The 14754-nt window shown below is 68.6% G+C and carries 14 protein-coding genes; 5 read left to right on the forward strand and 9 right to left on the reverse strand.

Going from position 1 to position 14754, the window contains the following annotated elements:
* Positions 1-144 precede the first annotated feature (144 nt).
* The 3 genes from ACWDNU_RS04815 to ACWDNU_RS04825 all read right to left on the reverse strand — a co-directional run bounded on the left by ACWDNU_RS04815 (position 145) and on the right by ACWDNU_RS04825 (position 2496).
* On the reverse strand, positions 145-1173 hold the full coding sequence (locus ACWDNU_RS04815; RefSeq protein WP_449667782.1) for a HEAT repeat domain-containing protein: 1029 nt from the start codon (positions 1171-1173) through the stop codon (positions 145-147).
* Positions 1167-1847 carry a HEAT repeat domain-containing protein gene (locus tag ACWDNU_RS04820; protein WP_449667783.1) on the reverse strand — a complete coding sequence of 227 codons (681 nt, stop codon included), beginning with the start codon at positions 1845-1847 and terminating at the stop codon, positions 1167-1169. Before ACWDNU_RS04820 ends, ACWDNU_RS04815 begins: the two co-directional genes overlap by 7 nt.
* Positions 1848-1956: 109 nt before the next feature.
* Positions 1957-2496 carry a cupin domain-containing protein gene (locus ACWDNU_RS04825; protein WP_449667784.1) on the reverse strand — a complete coding sequence of 180 codons (540 nt, stop codon included), beginning with the start codon at positions 2494-2496 and terminating at the stop codon, positions 1957-1959.
* 105 nt (positions 2497-2601) lie between these two features.
* Between ACWDNU_RS04825 and ACWDNU_RS04830 the strand changes: the two genes are divergently transcribed.
* Both ACWDNU_RS04830 and ACWDNU_RS04835 read left to right on the forward strand, forming a co-directional pair.
* Positions 2602-3162: a TetR/AcrR family transcriptional regulator gene (locus ACWDNU_RS04830; protein WP_449667785.1), complete on the forward strand. Its 561-nt coding sequence runs from the start codon at positions 2602-2604 to the stop codon at positions 3160-3162.
* Between the two features lie 221 nt (positions 3163-3383).
* Positions 3384-4208 carry a M55 family metallopeptidase gene (locus tag ACWDNU_RS04835; RefSeq protein ID WP_449667786.1) on the forward strand — a complete coding sequence of 275 codons (825 nt, stop codon included), beginning with the start codon at positions 3384-3386 and terminating at the stop codon, positions 4206-4208.
* A gap of 172 nt (positions 4209-4380) precedes the next feature.
* On the opposite strand, the gene ACWDNU_RS04840 is transcribed toward ACWDNU_RS04835, so the two are convergent.
* The 4 genes from ACWDNU_RS04840 to ACWDNU_RS04855 all read right to left on the reverse strand — a co-directional run bounded on the left by ACWDNU_RS04840 (position 4381) and on the right by ACWDNU_RS04855 (position 8195).
* Positions 4381-4647, reverse strand: coding sequence for a DUF397 domain-containing protein (locus ACWDNU_RS04840; RefSeq protein ID WP_009074021.1), 267 nt, complete (start codon positions 4645-4647; stop codon positions 4381-4383).
* A gap of 100 nt (positions 4648-4747) precedes the next feature.
* Positions 4748-5761 (reverse strand): ketol-acid reductoisomerase, encoded by a 1014-nt coding sequence (gene ilvC, locus ACWDNU_RS04845; protein ID WP_449667787.1) that lies wholly within the window; start codon positions 5759-5761, stop codon positions 4748-4750.
* A gap of 44 nt (positions 5762-5805) precedes the next feature.
* Complete coding sequence (gene ilvN / locus ACWDNU_RS04850) at positions 5806-6312, reverse strand: acetolactate synthase small subunit (RefSeq protein ID WP_184780531.1); 507 nt, start codon at positions 6310-6312, stop codon at positions 5806-5808.
* Positions 6309-8195, reverse strand: a complete 1887-nt coding sequence (locus ACWDNU_RS04855; protein WP_449667788.1) for an acetolactate synthase large subunit — start codon at positions 8193-8195, stop codon at positions 6309-6311. Before ACWDNU_RS04855 ends, ilvN begins: the two co-directional genes overlap by 4 nt.
* Positions 8196-8519: 324 nt before the next feature.
* On the opposite strand from ACWDNU_RS04855, the gene ACWDNU_RS04860 reads away from it, so the two are divergent.
* Both ACWDNU_RS04860 and ilvD read left to right on the forward strand, forming a co-directional pair.
* On the forward strand, positions 8520-9098 hold the full coding sequence (locus ACWDNU_RS04860; protein ID WP_449667789.1) for a PH domain-containing protein: 579 nt from the start codon (positions 8520-8522) through the stop codon (positions 9096-9098).
* Between the two features lie 72 nt (positions 9099-9170).
* Entirely contained in the window at positions 9171-11015 is a 1845-nt protein-coding gene (ilvD, locus tag ACWDNU_RS04865) for a dihydroxy-acid dehydratase (protein ID WP_449667790.1), read from the forward strand.
* 708 nt (positions 11016-11723) lie between these two features.
* Here ilvD and ACWDNU_RS04870 read toward each other — a convergent pair.
* Together ACWDNU_RS04870 and ACWDNU_RS04875 are read right to left on the reverse strand one after the other, a co-directional pair.
* Positions 11724-12299, reverse strand: coding sequence for a DoxX family protein (locus tag ACWDNU_RS04870; protein WP_344285563.1), 576 nt, complete (start codon positions 12297-12299; stop codon positions 11724-11726).
* A 105-nt stretch (positions 12300-12404) separates the two neighbouring features.
* On the reverse strand, positions 12405-13313 hold the full coding sequence (locus tag ACWDNU_RS04875) for a 2-hydroxyacid dehydrogenase (RefSeq protein ID WP_449667791.1): 909 nt from the start codon (positions 13311-13313) through the stop codon (positions 12405-12407).
* A gap of 58 nt (positions 13314-13371) precedes the next feature.
* On the opposite strand from ACWDNU_RS04875, the gene ACWDNU_RS04880 reads away from it, so the two are divergent.
* Positions 13372-14580 carry a PQQ-dependent sugar dehydrogenase gene (locus tag ACWDNU_RS04880; RefSeq protein WP_449667838.1) on the forward strand — a complete coding sequence of 403 codons (1209 nt, stop codon included), beginning with the start codon at positions 13372-13374 and terminating at the stop codon, positions 14578-14580.
* Positions 14581-14754: the final 174 nt, after the last annotated feature.

A 14754-nucleotide genomic window follows, 5' to 3' on the forward strand; every position in this document is an offset into this window, starting at 1 on the left:
TTCATCCCGCAGGCCGCCACCCAACCGGCCACGCCCACTCGCCGCTGAACCGCAACGCACCCCGCAGCAACTTTCGCCATTAACTGGCAAATACCTCTGACCAGCACCGACACGCCAAATCTCCGCCAGCCAACCGCGCACGCCCTAGTCGCTTCCAGTGACCTCACCGGCGCCACCACGCTCTTCGACAACCTTCACAAGAGCCGAAGCCACCAACGCCACAGCCGGATCCCCATCCCCCGCCAACCGCCGCAACGCTCCCTGCGCAAGGGTCCCCGGCATCTCCGCAAGCGCCTGCGTCAACCGGATCCGCACCGCGGAATCCGCAGGATGCGCCGCCACCGCATCCGTCAACGCGTCGACAATCCCGTCCACGTCCCCATCCGCCAACGCGCCCAAAACCTCAGCCGCCTCGACGTCGTTTCGCCCTTCAACGACCATTTCGACAAGCGTCGGCACAGCCTCCTCGACACCACGCGCTCCCAATGCGAGCGCCGCATGCCGACGGACCACAGCGTCCGAGCCAGCGAGCGCGTCCATCAATACTGCAGTCGCCTCGTCGCCGGGCAACTCGATGAGCGCCAGAATCGCGCGTCGGCGGATGTCGGCATTCTCCGAGCGGAGACCGGACGCCACGTTCGCCACCATGTCGCCACCGGTCCGGGCGAGGGCCCATCGCAAGGCGCCGGCGACGTTCGGATCGGATTCGGCGAGAACTGCTTTGGCCAAGACCTCAGCAGGGACCGGCACATCGTCGGCGGGGGCCAAAACGGTCTGCTGCCGACGCGCGGCACCAGATGAATTGAGCCCGCGCAGCAACTCGACGATGCGCAAGGCACCCTCCCATCCGGAGGGTGCCGAGGCATCGACCGCACGGAGCCGGTCGAGCAGTTCCTGCTCCCGTTTCAGCCGGTCTTCGGTCCGCCGGATGAGGTCGCCGACCAGCTCCGCCGGCACGAAGGCCGGGTCCTCCAGCGCCCGGCCGATCTGCCGCAGCGACATCCCGAGAGACCGGAGGCTCTCCACGTGGAAGATCCGGCGGATGTCATCGGCGGAGTACTCGCGATAGCCGCCTACGGTGCGGCCGGTCGGCCGCACCAATCCGAGGGCGTCGTAGTGCCGGAGCATCCGGGTGCTCACCCCCGAGCGGCGGGCGACCTCGCCGATCAGCACGCGGTTTCCCGAGCCCGCTCCGGACCGAGCGCGACAATCCGCTTCGCCTCGTCCACAGCCTGGTCGAAACCAGTCTCTGGGTCACGAAGTAGCCGCTCAGTGGCGACGGCATGCGCCCGAACGACCGGATCGGTGCTCGTCAACGCGGCCTCCAGCGCCGGCTCGATCACGGGTCCGAGCGCTACCAGCGCACGGCTGAGGCTGAGCTGCAGCGTTCGGTCGCCGCGGCCGAGCTGTGTCGCCAGTTCTGCGGCCAGCCCGGCCCTGTCCTCGTCGGGCACGAGGACAACAGCCGCCCGCCAGGCGCTTCTCGCGACCTCGTCGTCGGCGTCGCGCAGCAACGATCGGGTGATCGCTGGCCACACGTCCCGGTCGCCGATTTTGGACAACGTGTGCAGCGACTGGCTCCTGGCCTGCGCCGCCGGAGACCGCAGCTCCGCGAGAAGCCGCGGCACCGTCTCCTCCGCCGGGAACCGGGTCAGCGCCCAGGTGAGCATGTCGCGCACGAAAAAGTCCGGCTCGATCGCGCACCGTGCGACGAGCGCCTCGACGAGGCCAGGGCCGTCCGGGTGCGTTCCGATCGTCAGCGCGACCTGCAGCCGCGTCGACGAGTCCCCGGAGCCCAACGCCTCGATCAGCTGCGTGAGCTGGGAATTCATCTGTGTCGAGTTCATCGGGATCACCTCCGCCGACCAGTGAAGACCTTGTCACGATGTCAATGTCAAACCCGGCGGGCAAAAGATCGGCGACAGGAGTCGTCGCCGCTCAGTGGCGAAAGCCGATCTACGCCCGATCCGCACCGACAGCGACGCCGACGATCGTGCACGGTTCCGCACCGTGGTTTCGCCAGGCGTGCCGGGTGCCGTTCTGGACGAGGACGTCGCCTGCTCGCAAGACCGTCTGGTCCCCGTCGTCCAGCTCCAACGTGACCTCGCCCGAGACGACCAGGACGTAGTCGAGGCTGTCGGTGGTGTGCATGCCCGGCGCGTCGGGCTCCATCGCGCTGGCCGCGCCGGGTGCCTGCTGCTCCAGCTTCTCCCAGGCTGCCGGTAGGTCGACATCCGGAGACGGCGTCAGCTCGCCAGGCGCGATCGTGTTGATCATGAACCGCGAACCGTCCCGCGGCGGGTAGTGCGCCTCGGCGCGACGCGGCGAACCGTCGTCCGGGAACACCGGTCGCTCGTCCCGGCCCCACAGCCGGTAGATCGCGCAGCCAGGCATCAAATCGGAAGTGATCGGTTCGACGGCACCGTCGGCGACCACGCAGGACTTGCCGTCGGAGTCGTGTCCGGTGACTACTCGGCGAACCTTTGTGTGTGTCATTTCGATCGCCCCTCAATACGAAAGCGTATGGATACTGATGCGTATCCATACGCAACCGTATCCAGTGCGGGAGGAGCCGTCAATACGGTGACGTATCCTCCGCGCATGGTGAACGACTCCCCCCGGCTGTCCGCCCAGGACTGGACGCGAGCCGCGCTGAAGGCGATCGCGGACGGCGGGCTGGCCGCGGTCGCGGTCGAACCGCTCGCGCGGACGCTCGGCGTGACCAAGGGCAGCTTTTACGCGCACTTCCGCAACCGGGACGAGCTGATCACCGCGGCTCTCGCCGATTGGTGGCGAAACCACGGCGAGGCGGGACTCGCCGAGTACGCCGCGATCGCCGATCCGCGGCAACGGCTGCGCGAGCTGCTCACCGCCGTCGTGCGCGCCGTCCAGCCGTTAGCGCCGTCGGTGCACCTCAGCCTGCTCGGCGACCGCAACGACCCTCGGGTCAAGGAAGCAGTCAGCCGGGTCAATCAAGCCCGGCTGAACCTTCTGACCAACACTTACCGCGAACTCGGCCTCCCGCCGGACGAGGCGGCGAATCGGGCGCGTGTCGCTTACGCGGCCATCCTCGGGCTACAGCACCTGGCGCAAACCGAGGCGGACTCGCCGAGCCCCGACGCACTCGCGGACGCGGCGGCCGCGATCTTCCTGCCGTCCTGACAACCAACCCGCGCATACCAATCGCGGCAGCCCTGGCCTCCCAGCGGCGAATCCGCCGGGACAGGCCCCGGCCTCGCTAAGACAGTTTCGCCACCAATCGGCTAATCCCTGGTCAAAGAGGCATTCGCAGACCCGAGAGCCCACCCGCGCGAGCAAGCCGACCACCACCGGATCGCTCGATAAGGTGGCGTTCCTGGCCGCGCGCCGCCGAGGAAGGTGTGATGGAGATGCGGGTGCTCGTCTCGGTCGACATGGAGGGAATCGCCGGGGTGGTCCACGGCGAAGAGGTCATTCCCGGGCACAGCGAATACGAGCGCAACCGCAAGCTGCTCACCGCGGAGGCCAACGCCGCCGTTCGCGGGATCTACGCCTACGACGCGGCCGCGCAGGTACAGGTCACCGAGGCGCACGCGAGCTTCCGGAACCTTCTGCCCGACCTGCTGGACCGACGTGTCGAGTTGCTCCGCGGCACACCTAAACCCGGCGGGATGATGGCGGGATTGGCCGAGGACACGGACGCTGTGCTGTTCATCGGCTATCACGGCAAGGCCGGCACGCCCCGTTCGGTCATGGCGCACACCATCTCCGGCGGAACCGTCGCGGGCGTGCGCTGCAACGGTCGTTCCTTGGGAGAACTCGGCCTGAACACCGCGCTCGCGGCGCACTACGGCGCACCGCCCGTGCTGGTAAGCGGCGACGACACCGTGGCGACCGAGGCGGCCGAGGTAGCGCCGGGCATTCGCTCGGTAGTGGTCAAACGCGCGCTGGGTGCTCTCTCGGCGGCGATGCTGCATCCCGATGAGGCATGTGACCGTATCGAGCACGCGGTGCCCGAAGCGCTGGCCGGTCGCGAGGACGTCCGTCCGCTGCGCTTCGACGGCCTGGTCCAGCTGGAAGTCCAGGTACATCGGCCCCGGATGACCGAACACGCGCTGCTGGTGCCGGGAATGGAACTCGCCGACGGCTGCACCCTGCGCTACCAGGCACCGGACTTCCCGACGGCCTATCAGGTCATCGAACTCATCGCGACGCTCGGAGCCGTCTGATCCCGGCCAGCCGGACCCGTCCGCCAGGCCCGCCCCACGAGGATGCACTCAAAACGAGCCTCTGACCTGGGCAATCGCGCGCGGGCTTCGGATTCGCCACTAAACGGCGACAGCCGTCCACCAAGCAGATCAGGCCGATTCGCCAGTCAGAAAACCCACGAAAAGCGGAGACCTACGACTCCCCCGGCAACTCGAACTCGCCGTCCCGAACCCCGCGAGTGAACGCGTCCCACTCCGACGGCGTGAACACCAGCACCGCTCCGTCCGGATCCGTCGGCTGCCGGATGGCAACGTAGGTCACCCCGTCCGAATGCGGGACGAACGCGTACTCCGCGCAATGCTCCAGGGTCACGCCCGCCGGTTCGGCGCGGATCCAGGTCGCGCCGGTCAGGTCGAGTTCGTGCCTGATGTGCGCCTTGTCGTCGGTCGGGCGGCTCATCGGCACAGCGTATCCGCCGTTCGGCGGCACCGCCTTGGAACGAAAAAGAGGCCCCGCCGTCCGGCGAACGGACGACAGGGCCTCTTTTCGAAGAAACCGGTCAGGCGGTCTCGGTGATCGGCCGGTCCACCCACGACATCAGGTCGCGCAGCTTCTTGCCGGTCTTCTCGATCGGGTGCTGGTTGCCCTCTTCCTCGAGCTTCGTGAACTTCGGCCGTCCGGCCTCGTCCTCGGCGACCCACTCGCGGGCGAAGGTGCCGTCCTGGATCTCGCCCAGGATCTTCTTCATCTCCTCCTTGACGGCCGGCGAGATGACGCGCGGGCCGCGGGTGAGGTCGCCGTACTCGGCGGTGTCGGAGATGGAGTAGCGCTGGCGCGCGATGCCGCCCTCGTACATGAGGTCGACGATCAGCTTCAGCTCGTGCAGCACCTCGAAGTAGGCGATCTCCGGGGCGTAGCCGGCCTCGGTGAGCACCTCGAAACCGGTCTGCACCAGCGCGGACGCGCCGCCGCACAGCACGGCCTGCTCGCCGAAGAGGTCGGTCTCGGTCTCCTCGGTGAAGGTCGTCTTGATGACGCCGGCCCGCGCGCCGCCGATGGCCGCGGCGTAGGACAGCGCGAGCGCCTGGGCGTTGCCCGAAGCGTCCTGCTCGACCGCGATCAGGCAAGGCACGCCCTTGCCGTCCACGAACTGGCGGCGGACCAGGTGGCCCGGGCCCTTCGGGGCGACCATCGCGACGTCGACGTTGGCCGGCGGCTTGATCAGGTCGTACCGGATGTTGAAGCCGTGGCCGAAGAAGAGCGCGTCGCCGTCCTTGAGGTGCGGCGCGATGTGCTCTTCGTAGATGAAGCGCTGCTTCGTGTCCGGCGCGAGGATCATGATCACGTCGGCCTCGGCGGCCGCCTCGGCGACCGACAGCACGCGCAGGCCCTGCTCCTCGGCCTTCGCCCGGGACTTGGACCCCTCCTGCAGGCCGATGCGGACGTCGACGCCCGAGTCGCGCAGGCTGAGCGAGTGCGCGTGGCCCTGGCTGCCGTAGCCGATCACGGCGACCTTGCGACCCTGGATGATCGACAGGTCGGCGTCGTCGTCGTAGAAGATTTCCACTGCCATGGGGGGTACTACTTCCTTCCGTACTTACACGAAATCTGCGGTGTTCAGCGGGGAGAAGTGGCGGTGATCGAGCGGGCCCCGCGGCCCACCGCGACCATGCCGGACTGGACGAGTTCGCGGATGCCGTACGGCTCCAGCATCCGCAGCAGCGCGCCGATCTTGTCCGACGTCCCGGTCGCCTCGACGGTGAGCGCCTCCGGCGAGACGTCCACCACCTTGGCGCGGAAGAGCTGGACGGTCTCGAGGACCTGGCTGCGCACGGTGGCGTCGGCCCTGACCTTGACGAGGAGCAGTTCGCGCTGCACCGCGCTGCCTGCTTCCAGCTCGACGATCTTGATCACGTTCACCAGCTTGTTGAGCTGTTTGGTCACCTGTTCGAGCGGTAGCTCCTCAACGGCGACCACGATCGTCATCCGGGACACCTCGGGGTTCTCCGTGGGCCCGACAGCAAGGGACTCGATGTTGAAGCCGCGGCGGGAGAACAGTCCGGAGACCCGGGCGAGCACACCGGGCTTGTTCTCGACCAGCACGCTCAGCGTGTGGACAGTCATGCTTGCTCCCCCTCCGCGGCAGCGGCCTCGGCGGCTTCCTGCGAAACCTCGTCGTCGTCGAACAGCGGCCGGATGCCGCGCACGGCCATGATCTCGTCGTTCCCGGTGCCCGCGGCCACCATCGGCCACACCTGGGCATCCTTCCCCACGACGAAATCGATCACGACGGGGCGGTCGTTGATCTCCATCGCGCGCCGGATCGTCGCGTCGACGTCCTCCTTGGCCTCGCAGCGCAGGCCGGCGCAGCCGAGCGCCTCGGCCAGCAGCGTGAAGTCCGGGATGCGGTGCTTGTGCGTGCCGAGGTCGGTGTTGGAGTACCGCTCGGAGTAGAACAGGTTCTGCCACTGGCGGACCATGCCGAGGTTGCCGTTGTTGATCACGGCGACCTTGATCGGCGCGCCCTCGATGGCGCACGTAGCGAGTTCCTGGTTGGTCATCTGGAAGCAGCCGTCGCCGTCGATCGCCCACACCTGCGTGTCCGGCAGGCCGAACTGCGCGCCCATCGCGGCCGGGACGGCGAAGCCCATGGTGCCGAGGCCACCGGAGTTGATCCACGTGCGCGGCTTCTCGTACTTCACGAACTGCGCGGCCCACATCTGGTGCTGCCCGACGCCCGCGGCGTACACCGCGTCCGGGCCGACCAGCTCGCCGATCCGTTCGATGACGTACTGCGGCGACAGCGAACCGTCGTCGGGCCATTCGTAGCCCGACGGGTAGTCGTCGCGCCACGAGTCGACCTGCGTCCACCAGTCGCTCAGGTCGGGGCGGTCGCGCTCGAACTCGGTCTTCACCGCGTCGATCAGCTCGCCGATGATTTCCTTGCAGTCGCCGACGATCGGCACGTCGGCCTTGCGGTTCTTGGAGATCTCGGCCGGGTCGATGTCGGCGTGGACGATCTTCGCGTCCGGCGCGAACGACGACAGCTGGCCGGTGACCCGGTCGTCGAACCGGGCGCCGAGCGCGACCAGAAGGTCAGCGCGCTGCATCGAGGCGACGGCGGCGACGGACCCGTGCATGCCGGGCATGCCGACGTGCTGACGGTGCGAGTCGGGGAACGCGCCGCGCGCCATCAGCGTGGTCGCGACCGGGATGCCGGTCAGCTCGGCCAGCTCGAGCAGCTGCTCGGAAGCCTCGGCCTTGATCACGCCGCCGCCGACGTACAGCACCGGTCGCTGCGCCTGCGCGATCAGCTTCGCGGCTTCGCGGACCTGCTTGCCGTGCGGCCGCAGCGTCGGGCGGTAGCCGGGCAGCCGCAGTTCGGGCGGCCAGGAGAACGAGGTCATCTCCTGCAGCACGTCCTTGGGGATGTCCACCAGCACCGGCCCGGGTCGTCCGGTCGCGGCCAAGTGGAACGCCTCGGCGATCGCCCGCGGGATCTCCGCCGGGTCGGTGACGAGAAAGTTGTGCTTGGTGATCGGCATGGTGATGCCGCAGATGTCGGCTTCCTGGAACGCGTCGGTGCCGATCAGGCCGCGCGACTGCTGCCCGGTGATGGCGACGACCGGAACCGAGTCCATGTTGGCGTCGGCCAGCGGGGTGACGAGGTTCGTGGCGCCGGGACCCGAGGTCGCCATGCACACGCCGACCTTGCCGGTCGCCTGCGCGTACCCGGTGGCGGCGTGCCCGGCGCCCTGCTCGTGGCGGACGAGGACGTGCCGGACCTTCGTCGAGTCGAGCAACGGGTCGTAGGCGGGAAGGATGGTGCCACCCGGAATGCCGAACACGACCTCCGCGCCGACCGCCTCGAGGGAGCGGACAAGCGACTGCGCGCCGGTGACGCGCACCGGCGTACCCGCCGGCGGGGCGGGCTTCGGACGTGCTCCTGGGACACCGGGCGCGGTCGGCCCGGGCTTCGCGTCGCTGCGCGACGTGGCACTGGTCATCGGTTCTGCCTCGTGGGTTCTCGGTGTCACTCGTTCGGGTTGTCTGGGCCGTACTTCCGGTCGGGGAACCGGTTTCACGCAACAAAAAACCCCCGCCGACCGTAAGGTCGCACGAGGGTCGCGCGTCGACGCAGAGGACTCTTCCTAAGCGTCGGCGCGCTGAGGAAGTACGAGACCGGTCTGCGTAATCACGGCCCCGACGTTAGTCGCGCGCCCGGGCGAGTGTCAACTCTACGGGACGGCGGTTCCGCATCGTGGACGGCCAGTACTGCTCCCGCGCGACCCGGACGCAGGTCACTCCGGCCGCCGGTGCACCATTCCTGCGTGGCCAAGAAACAGCAGGACCAGCGTGCGGACGACGGCCGGAAGGCCGTGTTCCGGATCCCGACCACGGCGTACCTCGCGATCGGTCTGCTGACCGTCTGTGTGACACCTATCGCACTGGGCGAGATCGGCGGATTCCAGTGGCTGTACGTCTTCCCGCTCGCGCTGCTCGTGTTCGTCGCGCGCACGCGCACCGTCGCGAACCGCGAAGGCCTGCAGGTCCGGACGGTTTTCGGACAGCGCGACCTGCCGTGGTCGTCGCTCAAGGGCCTGGCGATCACGAACAAGGCCCGCGTGCGCGCGGTCCTCGGCGACGACACCCAGGTCGCCCTTCCCACGGTGCGGACGCGGCATCTTCCGGTACTGGCACTGGTGAGCGAGGGCAAGATCAAGGACCCGTCGGGCGTGCTGAGCGACGAGGAACTCACCGGGCAAAAGCCGGCCGCCGAGACCGCGCCGGACGCCGCCCAGGACCCCGGTCCGGAGTCTGCTCCCGACCCCTCTTCCGAGCCCGCTGAACCGAAGCCTTCCGCCGACGCGGAACAGACCAGTGGCGGCAACGGCAAACCAGCCGAGTAGAATTGGTAGGACCAGTTTGCGGAGCCGAAGTTCCCCTCCGCCTGGTTCAGCCTTCTGACCTGGGAGAATGCCGTGCCGCACCTCCGTTCCCGGACCACCACCCACGGTCGCAACGCGGCGGGCGCACGCTCGCTCTGGCGTGCGACCGGAATGACCGACAGCGATTTCGGCAAGCCGATCGTCGCGATCGCCAACTCCTACACCCAGTTCGTGCCCGGCCACGTGCACCTCAAGGACCTCGGCGAGATCGTCGCCGAGGCGGTCGCCGAAGCCGGCGGCATCGCCCGCGAGTTCCACACGATCGCGGTCGACGACGGCATCGCGATGGGCCACTCGGGCATGCTCTACTCGCTGCCCTCGCGCGAGATCATCGCGGACTCGGTGGAGTACATGGTCAACGCGCACCAGGCCGACGCGCTGGTGTGCATCTCCAACTGCGACAAGATCACGCCGGGCATGCTCAACGCCGCGATGCGGCTCAACATCCCGACCGTCTTCGTCTCGGGCGGTCCGATGGAGGCAGGCAAGGCGGTGGTCGTCGAAGGCGTCGCGCACGCCCCGACCGACCTGATCACCACCATCGCGGCGTCCGCGAACTCGGCGATCGACGAGGCAGGCCTGTCCGAGGTCGAACGCTCCGCGTGCCCGACCTGCGGTTCCTGCTCCGGCATGTTCACCGCGAACTCGATGAACTGCCTCACCGAAGCGCTCGGTTTGTCGTTGCCGGGCAACGGTTCCACGCTCGCGACGCACGCCGCCCGGCGCGAACTGTTCGCCAACGCCGGGCGCACGGTGGTCGAGCTGTGCAAGCGCTGGTACGGCTCCGATGACGAGTCGGCGTTGCCGCGGTCGATCGCCACGAAGAAGGCGTTCGAGAACGCGATGGCGCTCGACATGGCCATGGGCGGGTCGACGAACACCGTGCTGCACATCCTCGCCGCCGCGCAGGAGGGCGAGGTCGACTTCACGATCAGCGACATCGACGCCATCGGGCGGCGGGTGCCGTGCCTGTCGAAGGTCGCGCCGAACTCCGACTACCACATGGAAGACGTCCACCGGGCCGGCGGAATCCCCGCCATCCTGGGAGAGCTGTACCGCGGCGGGCTGCTGAACACCGACGTGCACGCGGTCCACGCGCCGGACATCGCCACGTGGCTGAACGAGTGGGACATCCGCGCCGAGTCTCCGTCGGAGAAGGCGCTGGAGCTGTTCCACGCCGCACCGGGCGGGGTCCGGACCACGAAGGCGTTCTCGACGGAAAACCGCTGGTCGTCACTGGACACCGACGCCGCCGGCGGTTGCATCCGCGACGTCGAACGCGCCTACACGAAGGACGGCGGCCTCGCGATCCTGCGCGGCAACCTGGCCGAGAACGGCGCTGTGATCAAGTCCGCGGGCATCGACGAGGACCTGTGGCACTTCCAGGGCCCGGCTCGGGTGCTGGAGAGCCAGGAGGAGGCCGTGTCGGCGATCCTCAAGAAGGAGATCCAGCCGGGCGAGGTGCTGGTCATCCGCTACGAGGGTCCGGCGGGCGGCCCCGGCATGCAGGAAATGCTGCACCCGACGGCGTTCCTCAAGGGCTCCGGCCTCGGCAAGAAATGCGCCCTGATCACCGACGGCCGATTCTCCGGCGGCTCCTCGGGCATCTCGGTCGGCCACATCTCCCCGGAAGCCGCCGCGGGCGGCCTGATCGGCCTGGTGGAGAACGGCGACCAGATCGTCCTGGACGTCCACGAGCGCCGGCTTGAGCTGCTGGTCGACCCGGAGGTCCTGGCCGAACGGCGGGCGAAGATGGACGCTTCGGAAAATCCGTGGCAGCCGAAGGACCGGCAGCGCCCGATCACCGCGGCGCTGCGGGCCTACGCCCGGATGGCCACGTCGGCCGACACCGGCGCAGTCCGGGATCCGAACCGCTGATCTCCTGCTGTTCCGGTTTTCGCTTTTGCTGGGAGGGGCCCGCGCGTGGTTGCGCGGGCCCTTTCCGTATCTCGACCAGTCGGGCTTCAACCGCTGAAATCTCGGGCCAGCTGCCGCCGGAGCCCTGGTCAGCGCGATTCGCCACTAAACGGCTAACGATCACCGCGACGGTTCGATGGCCCGAGTCTCCGACCGCTGCCGCACCCGCCTTCGATTCAGGGCTACCACAATGCGCGGAGAACCCTTCCTCCGTCGGCAAGCCCGCCACCGGTCGAGCCCGACCAGCTGCGCGGTTCCCACACCGCTCGGGCCTTCTGCTGCCGAGCCCCCGCTGAATCCTCGCCAACGCCCCGCCGGGGCGATCACCCCAAGCTGCCGTTGGCTGCGGTTCGGCCTCCAGACGCCGATCCCGCGCCGCTCACAAGCCAAAGCTGTCGACGAGGAACGACCTGCGACCGCCTAGATTCTACCTCTGACCAGGCATTCGCCACTAAACGGCAACGCCCCGGCGAGCCCGTGAGCAGCGGAACGATCCACCAAGCCCGGCGTTCTCTCCTGCTGTTTCCGACGTGCCAGCCACGTCGGAGACGGCCCGGTCAGCGACGTCGGTCCCGACAGTCAGCCACGCCAGTCCCGACGGCCAGCCGCGCCAGTCCCGACGGCCAGCCACGCCGGTCCGGACGGTCAGCCACGCTGGCACCGGACGTGTCAGCGAGTCAAAACAATGACCACCACAGACGCAGCCGCAGCCAACAGCAGCGAAATAAGCCCAAGAGGCAACGGCCGCTTCCGCCACGGCGTGTTCCGCTCCAGCGAGATGGTGCCCGCACCGGTGAAGATCAGCGTCAGCGCACAGAGCCCGAGCAGCAGCTCGTACTCCCAGCCCTGACCGTTGCCCTCGAAGAAGCCGCCGTGGAACTTCGCGTAGACGATGTTCGCGGCCACGCCCAGCAGCCCCGCCGCGGCGAGCGGCGTGAACAGGCCGACGATCAGCAGCGCACTGCCCGCGACCTCGGTGATGCCGGTGATCCAGGACAGCAGCGTCGTCTGTTTGTGGTACCCGAACATCTCGAGCACGTGCGCGAACCCGCCGACGCCCGGTCCGCCGAAAGCGCCGAACAGATGCTGCAGGCCGTGCGCACCCATGATCACGCCGAGCCCCAGGCGCAAGACGAGCAGGCCGAAGCCGAGACCGCCCTGCCGCGGTTCGTCGTAGTCGTTGCCGGCAGAGTCCTCGACACCGGACAGCACGCTGGTCTGGTAGTCGTCCCCTTGAGTGGTCACGCGGCGAAGATTAGGGGATTCAGCCGTGACCCGCGAGCGAGCACGCCGAGGTCAGGGGCTCTTTCAGGGTTCACCCTGAGTGCCAAGCCGAGATTCGGGAAATGATCAGTATTCGCCGCGCACGAGATTGCCAGGTAGCTCCCCGCCAGCGTACCGGGCGATTTCCGCCGCGGCCACCAAATAAGCGCGCCGCCGCACACCCCGCACCGCGCCTGCCACGTGCGGCGTCAGCACGAAACCAGGTGCCGTCCACAACGGATGGCCGACTGGCAACGGCTCGGGATCGGTCACGTCGAGCGCGGCACGAAGCCTCCCCGTCGCGAGTTCCGCAGCAAGTGCATCAGTGACCACAACAGGCCCTTGAGCAGCATTGACCAGCACCGCGTCGTCACGCATCGCCGCGAGGAACTCGGCGTCGACCATGCCCCGCGACCGCGAGGTAAGCGGCACCATCATGACCACCACATCGTGGTGCGGCAGCAGGTCCGGCAACTCGTCGACACCGTGCACGCCTTCGCGCGCCGACATCCCGACCATCGTGCAACGGACGTCGAACGGCTCCAACCGCCGCCGCAACTGCCTCCCGACGTCCCCCGCCCCGACGATCAATACGCGCTGCCCTTGCAGAGTGTCCGACGGCAACTGTTCCCAACGCCCGGCCCGTTGCGCCGCCGCGTAAACGTCCAGATTCCGGTACATCGACAGCAGGACGCCGACAACCCATTCCGCAAGGCTGCCGCCGTGCGCACCGCGGCAGGTGGACAACAGAACGCCATCGGGGACGCGGCCGACCCAGTCTTCCGCTCCCGCGGTCAGGAGCTGCACCAGCTTGAGGTTAGGCAGGTCGCTCCAGATGTCGTCGCCCGCCGAATCCATGGCCGGAACGAGCACCTCCGCTTTCGCGGCCTCCGGCGGCAGCGGACGGCCCCATTCGTAGCGCACCGCGTGGACGAGGGGGATTTCGGACAGCACGGCGACGCCCTCGTCGTCCGGGACCAGCACGGTGACTGTCATGATCACCACGGTAGCCACTTACCAGTGGCTCACGCCGCGCCACCTAGGCTGGGGCATCATGCGTACCCGGTACCGGTGGTCGGCGCCGCTGGCCTTCCTCGCCTGCGGCGGCCTCATGCTTTCCGGCTGCGCCCGGTTCGACGACACCGCCGCCGGCCAGACATTCACCCCCGCGCCGGTGCCGAGCCCGGAATCCCCGCCGCAGGTCCAGGAGCACGGCGACGGCTCCGGCAACGGTCCCCGCACCGGCCCCGCGCAAGCACCGCCCTCGCCGGTTCCGCCTCCGCAAGGCTGCAAGGACTTCGACAAGGCCGTCATCGCCACCTGCCTGGACACAGTCGCCGCCGTCGCCGGACTTCCCGGCGAGGGATCCGCACCCGCCGCTCTCGCCGGCGAACGGAAAACCGGCCGGGTCATGCTGGCCAGCTCCGGACACGACGCGACGTCCTTCGCGCAACTGGACGTCCAGGCCGACGGCGACGGCGGGCTCACCGGCCTCGCGTTGTCGCCCAGCTATGTCGAGGACCAGTTGGTCTTCGCCTACGTCACCACAGCCTCAGACAACCGCGTCGTGCGCTTCGCCAAGGGCCAGGCCCCGAAGCCCGTGCTGACCGGAATCCCGAAGGGCGCGACCGGCAACCGCGGCGCGCTGGCCAGCGACGGAAGCGGCGCACTGCTCGTCGCGACGGGCGACGCAGGCAATCCGGCTGCCGCCGCGGACCCGAATTCCCTGGCAGGCAAGGTCCTGCGCATCGATGTGTCCGGAAAACCGGCGACCGGGAATCCCGCGTCCGGGTCCGCCGTCTACGCCTCCGGCCTGCACTCCCCCGGCGGCATCTGCCGTTCGTCCGACGGGAAACGCACCTGGGTGACCGACCACCCGGCGAGCGGTCCGGACGCCGTGTACCGCCTCCAGGCCGGACAGCCGCTCAGCACGCCCGCGTGGACCTGGCAGGACAAGCCCTCCCTCGGCGGCTGTGTCGATTTCGTCGACGCGAACGGCATCCTCGGCATCGCGTCGTCCACCGGCATGCAGAACGTGCCGGTCAACAAGGACGGAGCGGTCACCGGCAAGCCGACGGTCACCCTCGACGGCAAAAGCAAGGCCGCCACGACGTACGGCCGGCTCTCTTCCATGAGCATGATCAACCCCCAGTTGGCCGTCGCCGGGACCGTCAACAAGGACGGCGGCAAGCCGGTCTCCAGCGATGACCGGGTGGTCCTGATCGTGGTGAGCGACACGGGCGGCGGTCCGGGCAAGGACTAGCGCCGAGCGGGCAGGTTTGAGCTTTTTCCGGGGGTCGGAAGGCTGGTCGCCCCAACATCGGCATCGGCCCATCGCCGTTCAACGGCTGCCCCGGGAGATTCGCCGCTATCCCTATGCGCCGACCAATCACAAGGCCCAGTAGCAACGGCGGCCCGCCATCCGTTCGCCGCCCAA

The organism is Amycolatopsis sp. NPDC003676 (assembly GCF_053587275.1).

Bases quoted from the DNA above. Each gene is read 5' to 3' on its own strand.
- ACWDNU_RS04820 (WP_449667783.1), bottom strand. From the start codon at position 1,847: ATGAACTCGACACAGATGAATTCCCAGCTCACGCAGCTGATCGAGGCG.
- ACWDNU_RS04825 (WP_449667784.1), bottom strand. From the start codon at position 2,496: ATGACACACACAAAGGTTCGCCGAGTAGTCACCGGACACGACTCCGAC.
- ACWDNU_RS04830 (WP_449667785.1), top strand. From the start codon at position 2,602: ATGGTGAACGACTCCCCCCGGCTGTCCGCCCAGGACTGGACGCGAGCC.
- ACWDNU_RS04835 (WP_449667786.1), top strand. From the start codon at position 3,384: ATGGAGATGCGGGTGCTCGTCTCGGTCGACATGGAGGGAATCGCCGGG.
- ACWDNU_RS04840 (WP_009074021.1), bottom strand. From the start codon at position 4,647: ATGAGCCGCCCGACCGACGACAAGGCGCACATCAGGCACGAACTCGAC.
- ilvC (WP_449667787.1), bottom strand. From the start codon at position 5,761: ATGGCAGTGGAAATCTTCTACGACGACGACGCCGACCTGTCGATCATC.
- ilvN (WP_184780531.1), bottom strand. From the start codon at position 6,312: ATGACTGTCCACACGCTGAGCGTGCTGGTCGAGAACAAGCCCGGTGTG.
- ACWDNU_RS04855 (WP_449667788.1), bottom strand. From the start codon at position 8,195: ATGACCAGTGCCACGTCGCGCAGCGACGCGAAGCCCGGGCCGACCGCG.
- ACWDNU_RS04875 (WP_449667791.1), bottom strand. From the start codon at position 13,313: ATGACAGTCACCGTGCTGGTCCCGGACGACGAGGGCGTCGCCGTGCTG.
- ACWDNU_RS04880 (WP_449667838.1), top strand. From the start codon at position 13,372: ATGCGTACCCGGTACCGGTGGTCGGCGCCGCTGGCCTTCCTCGCCTGC.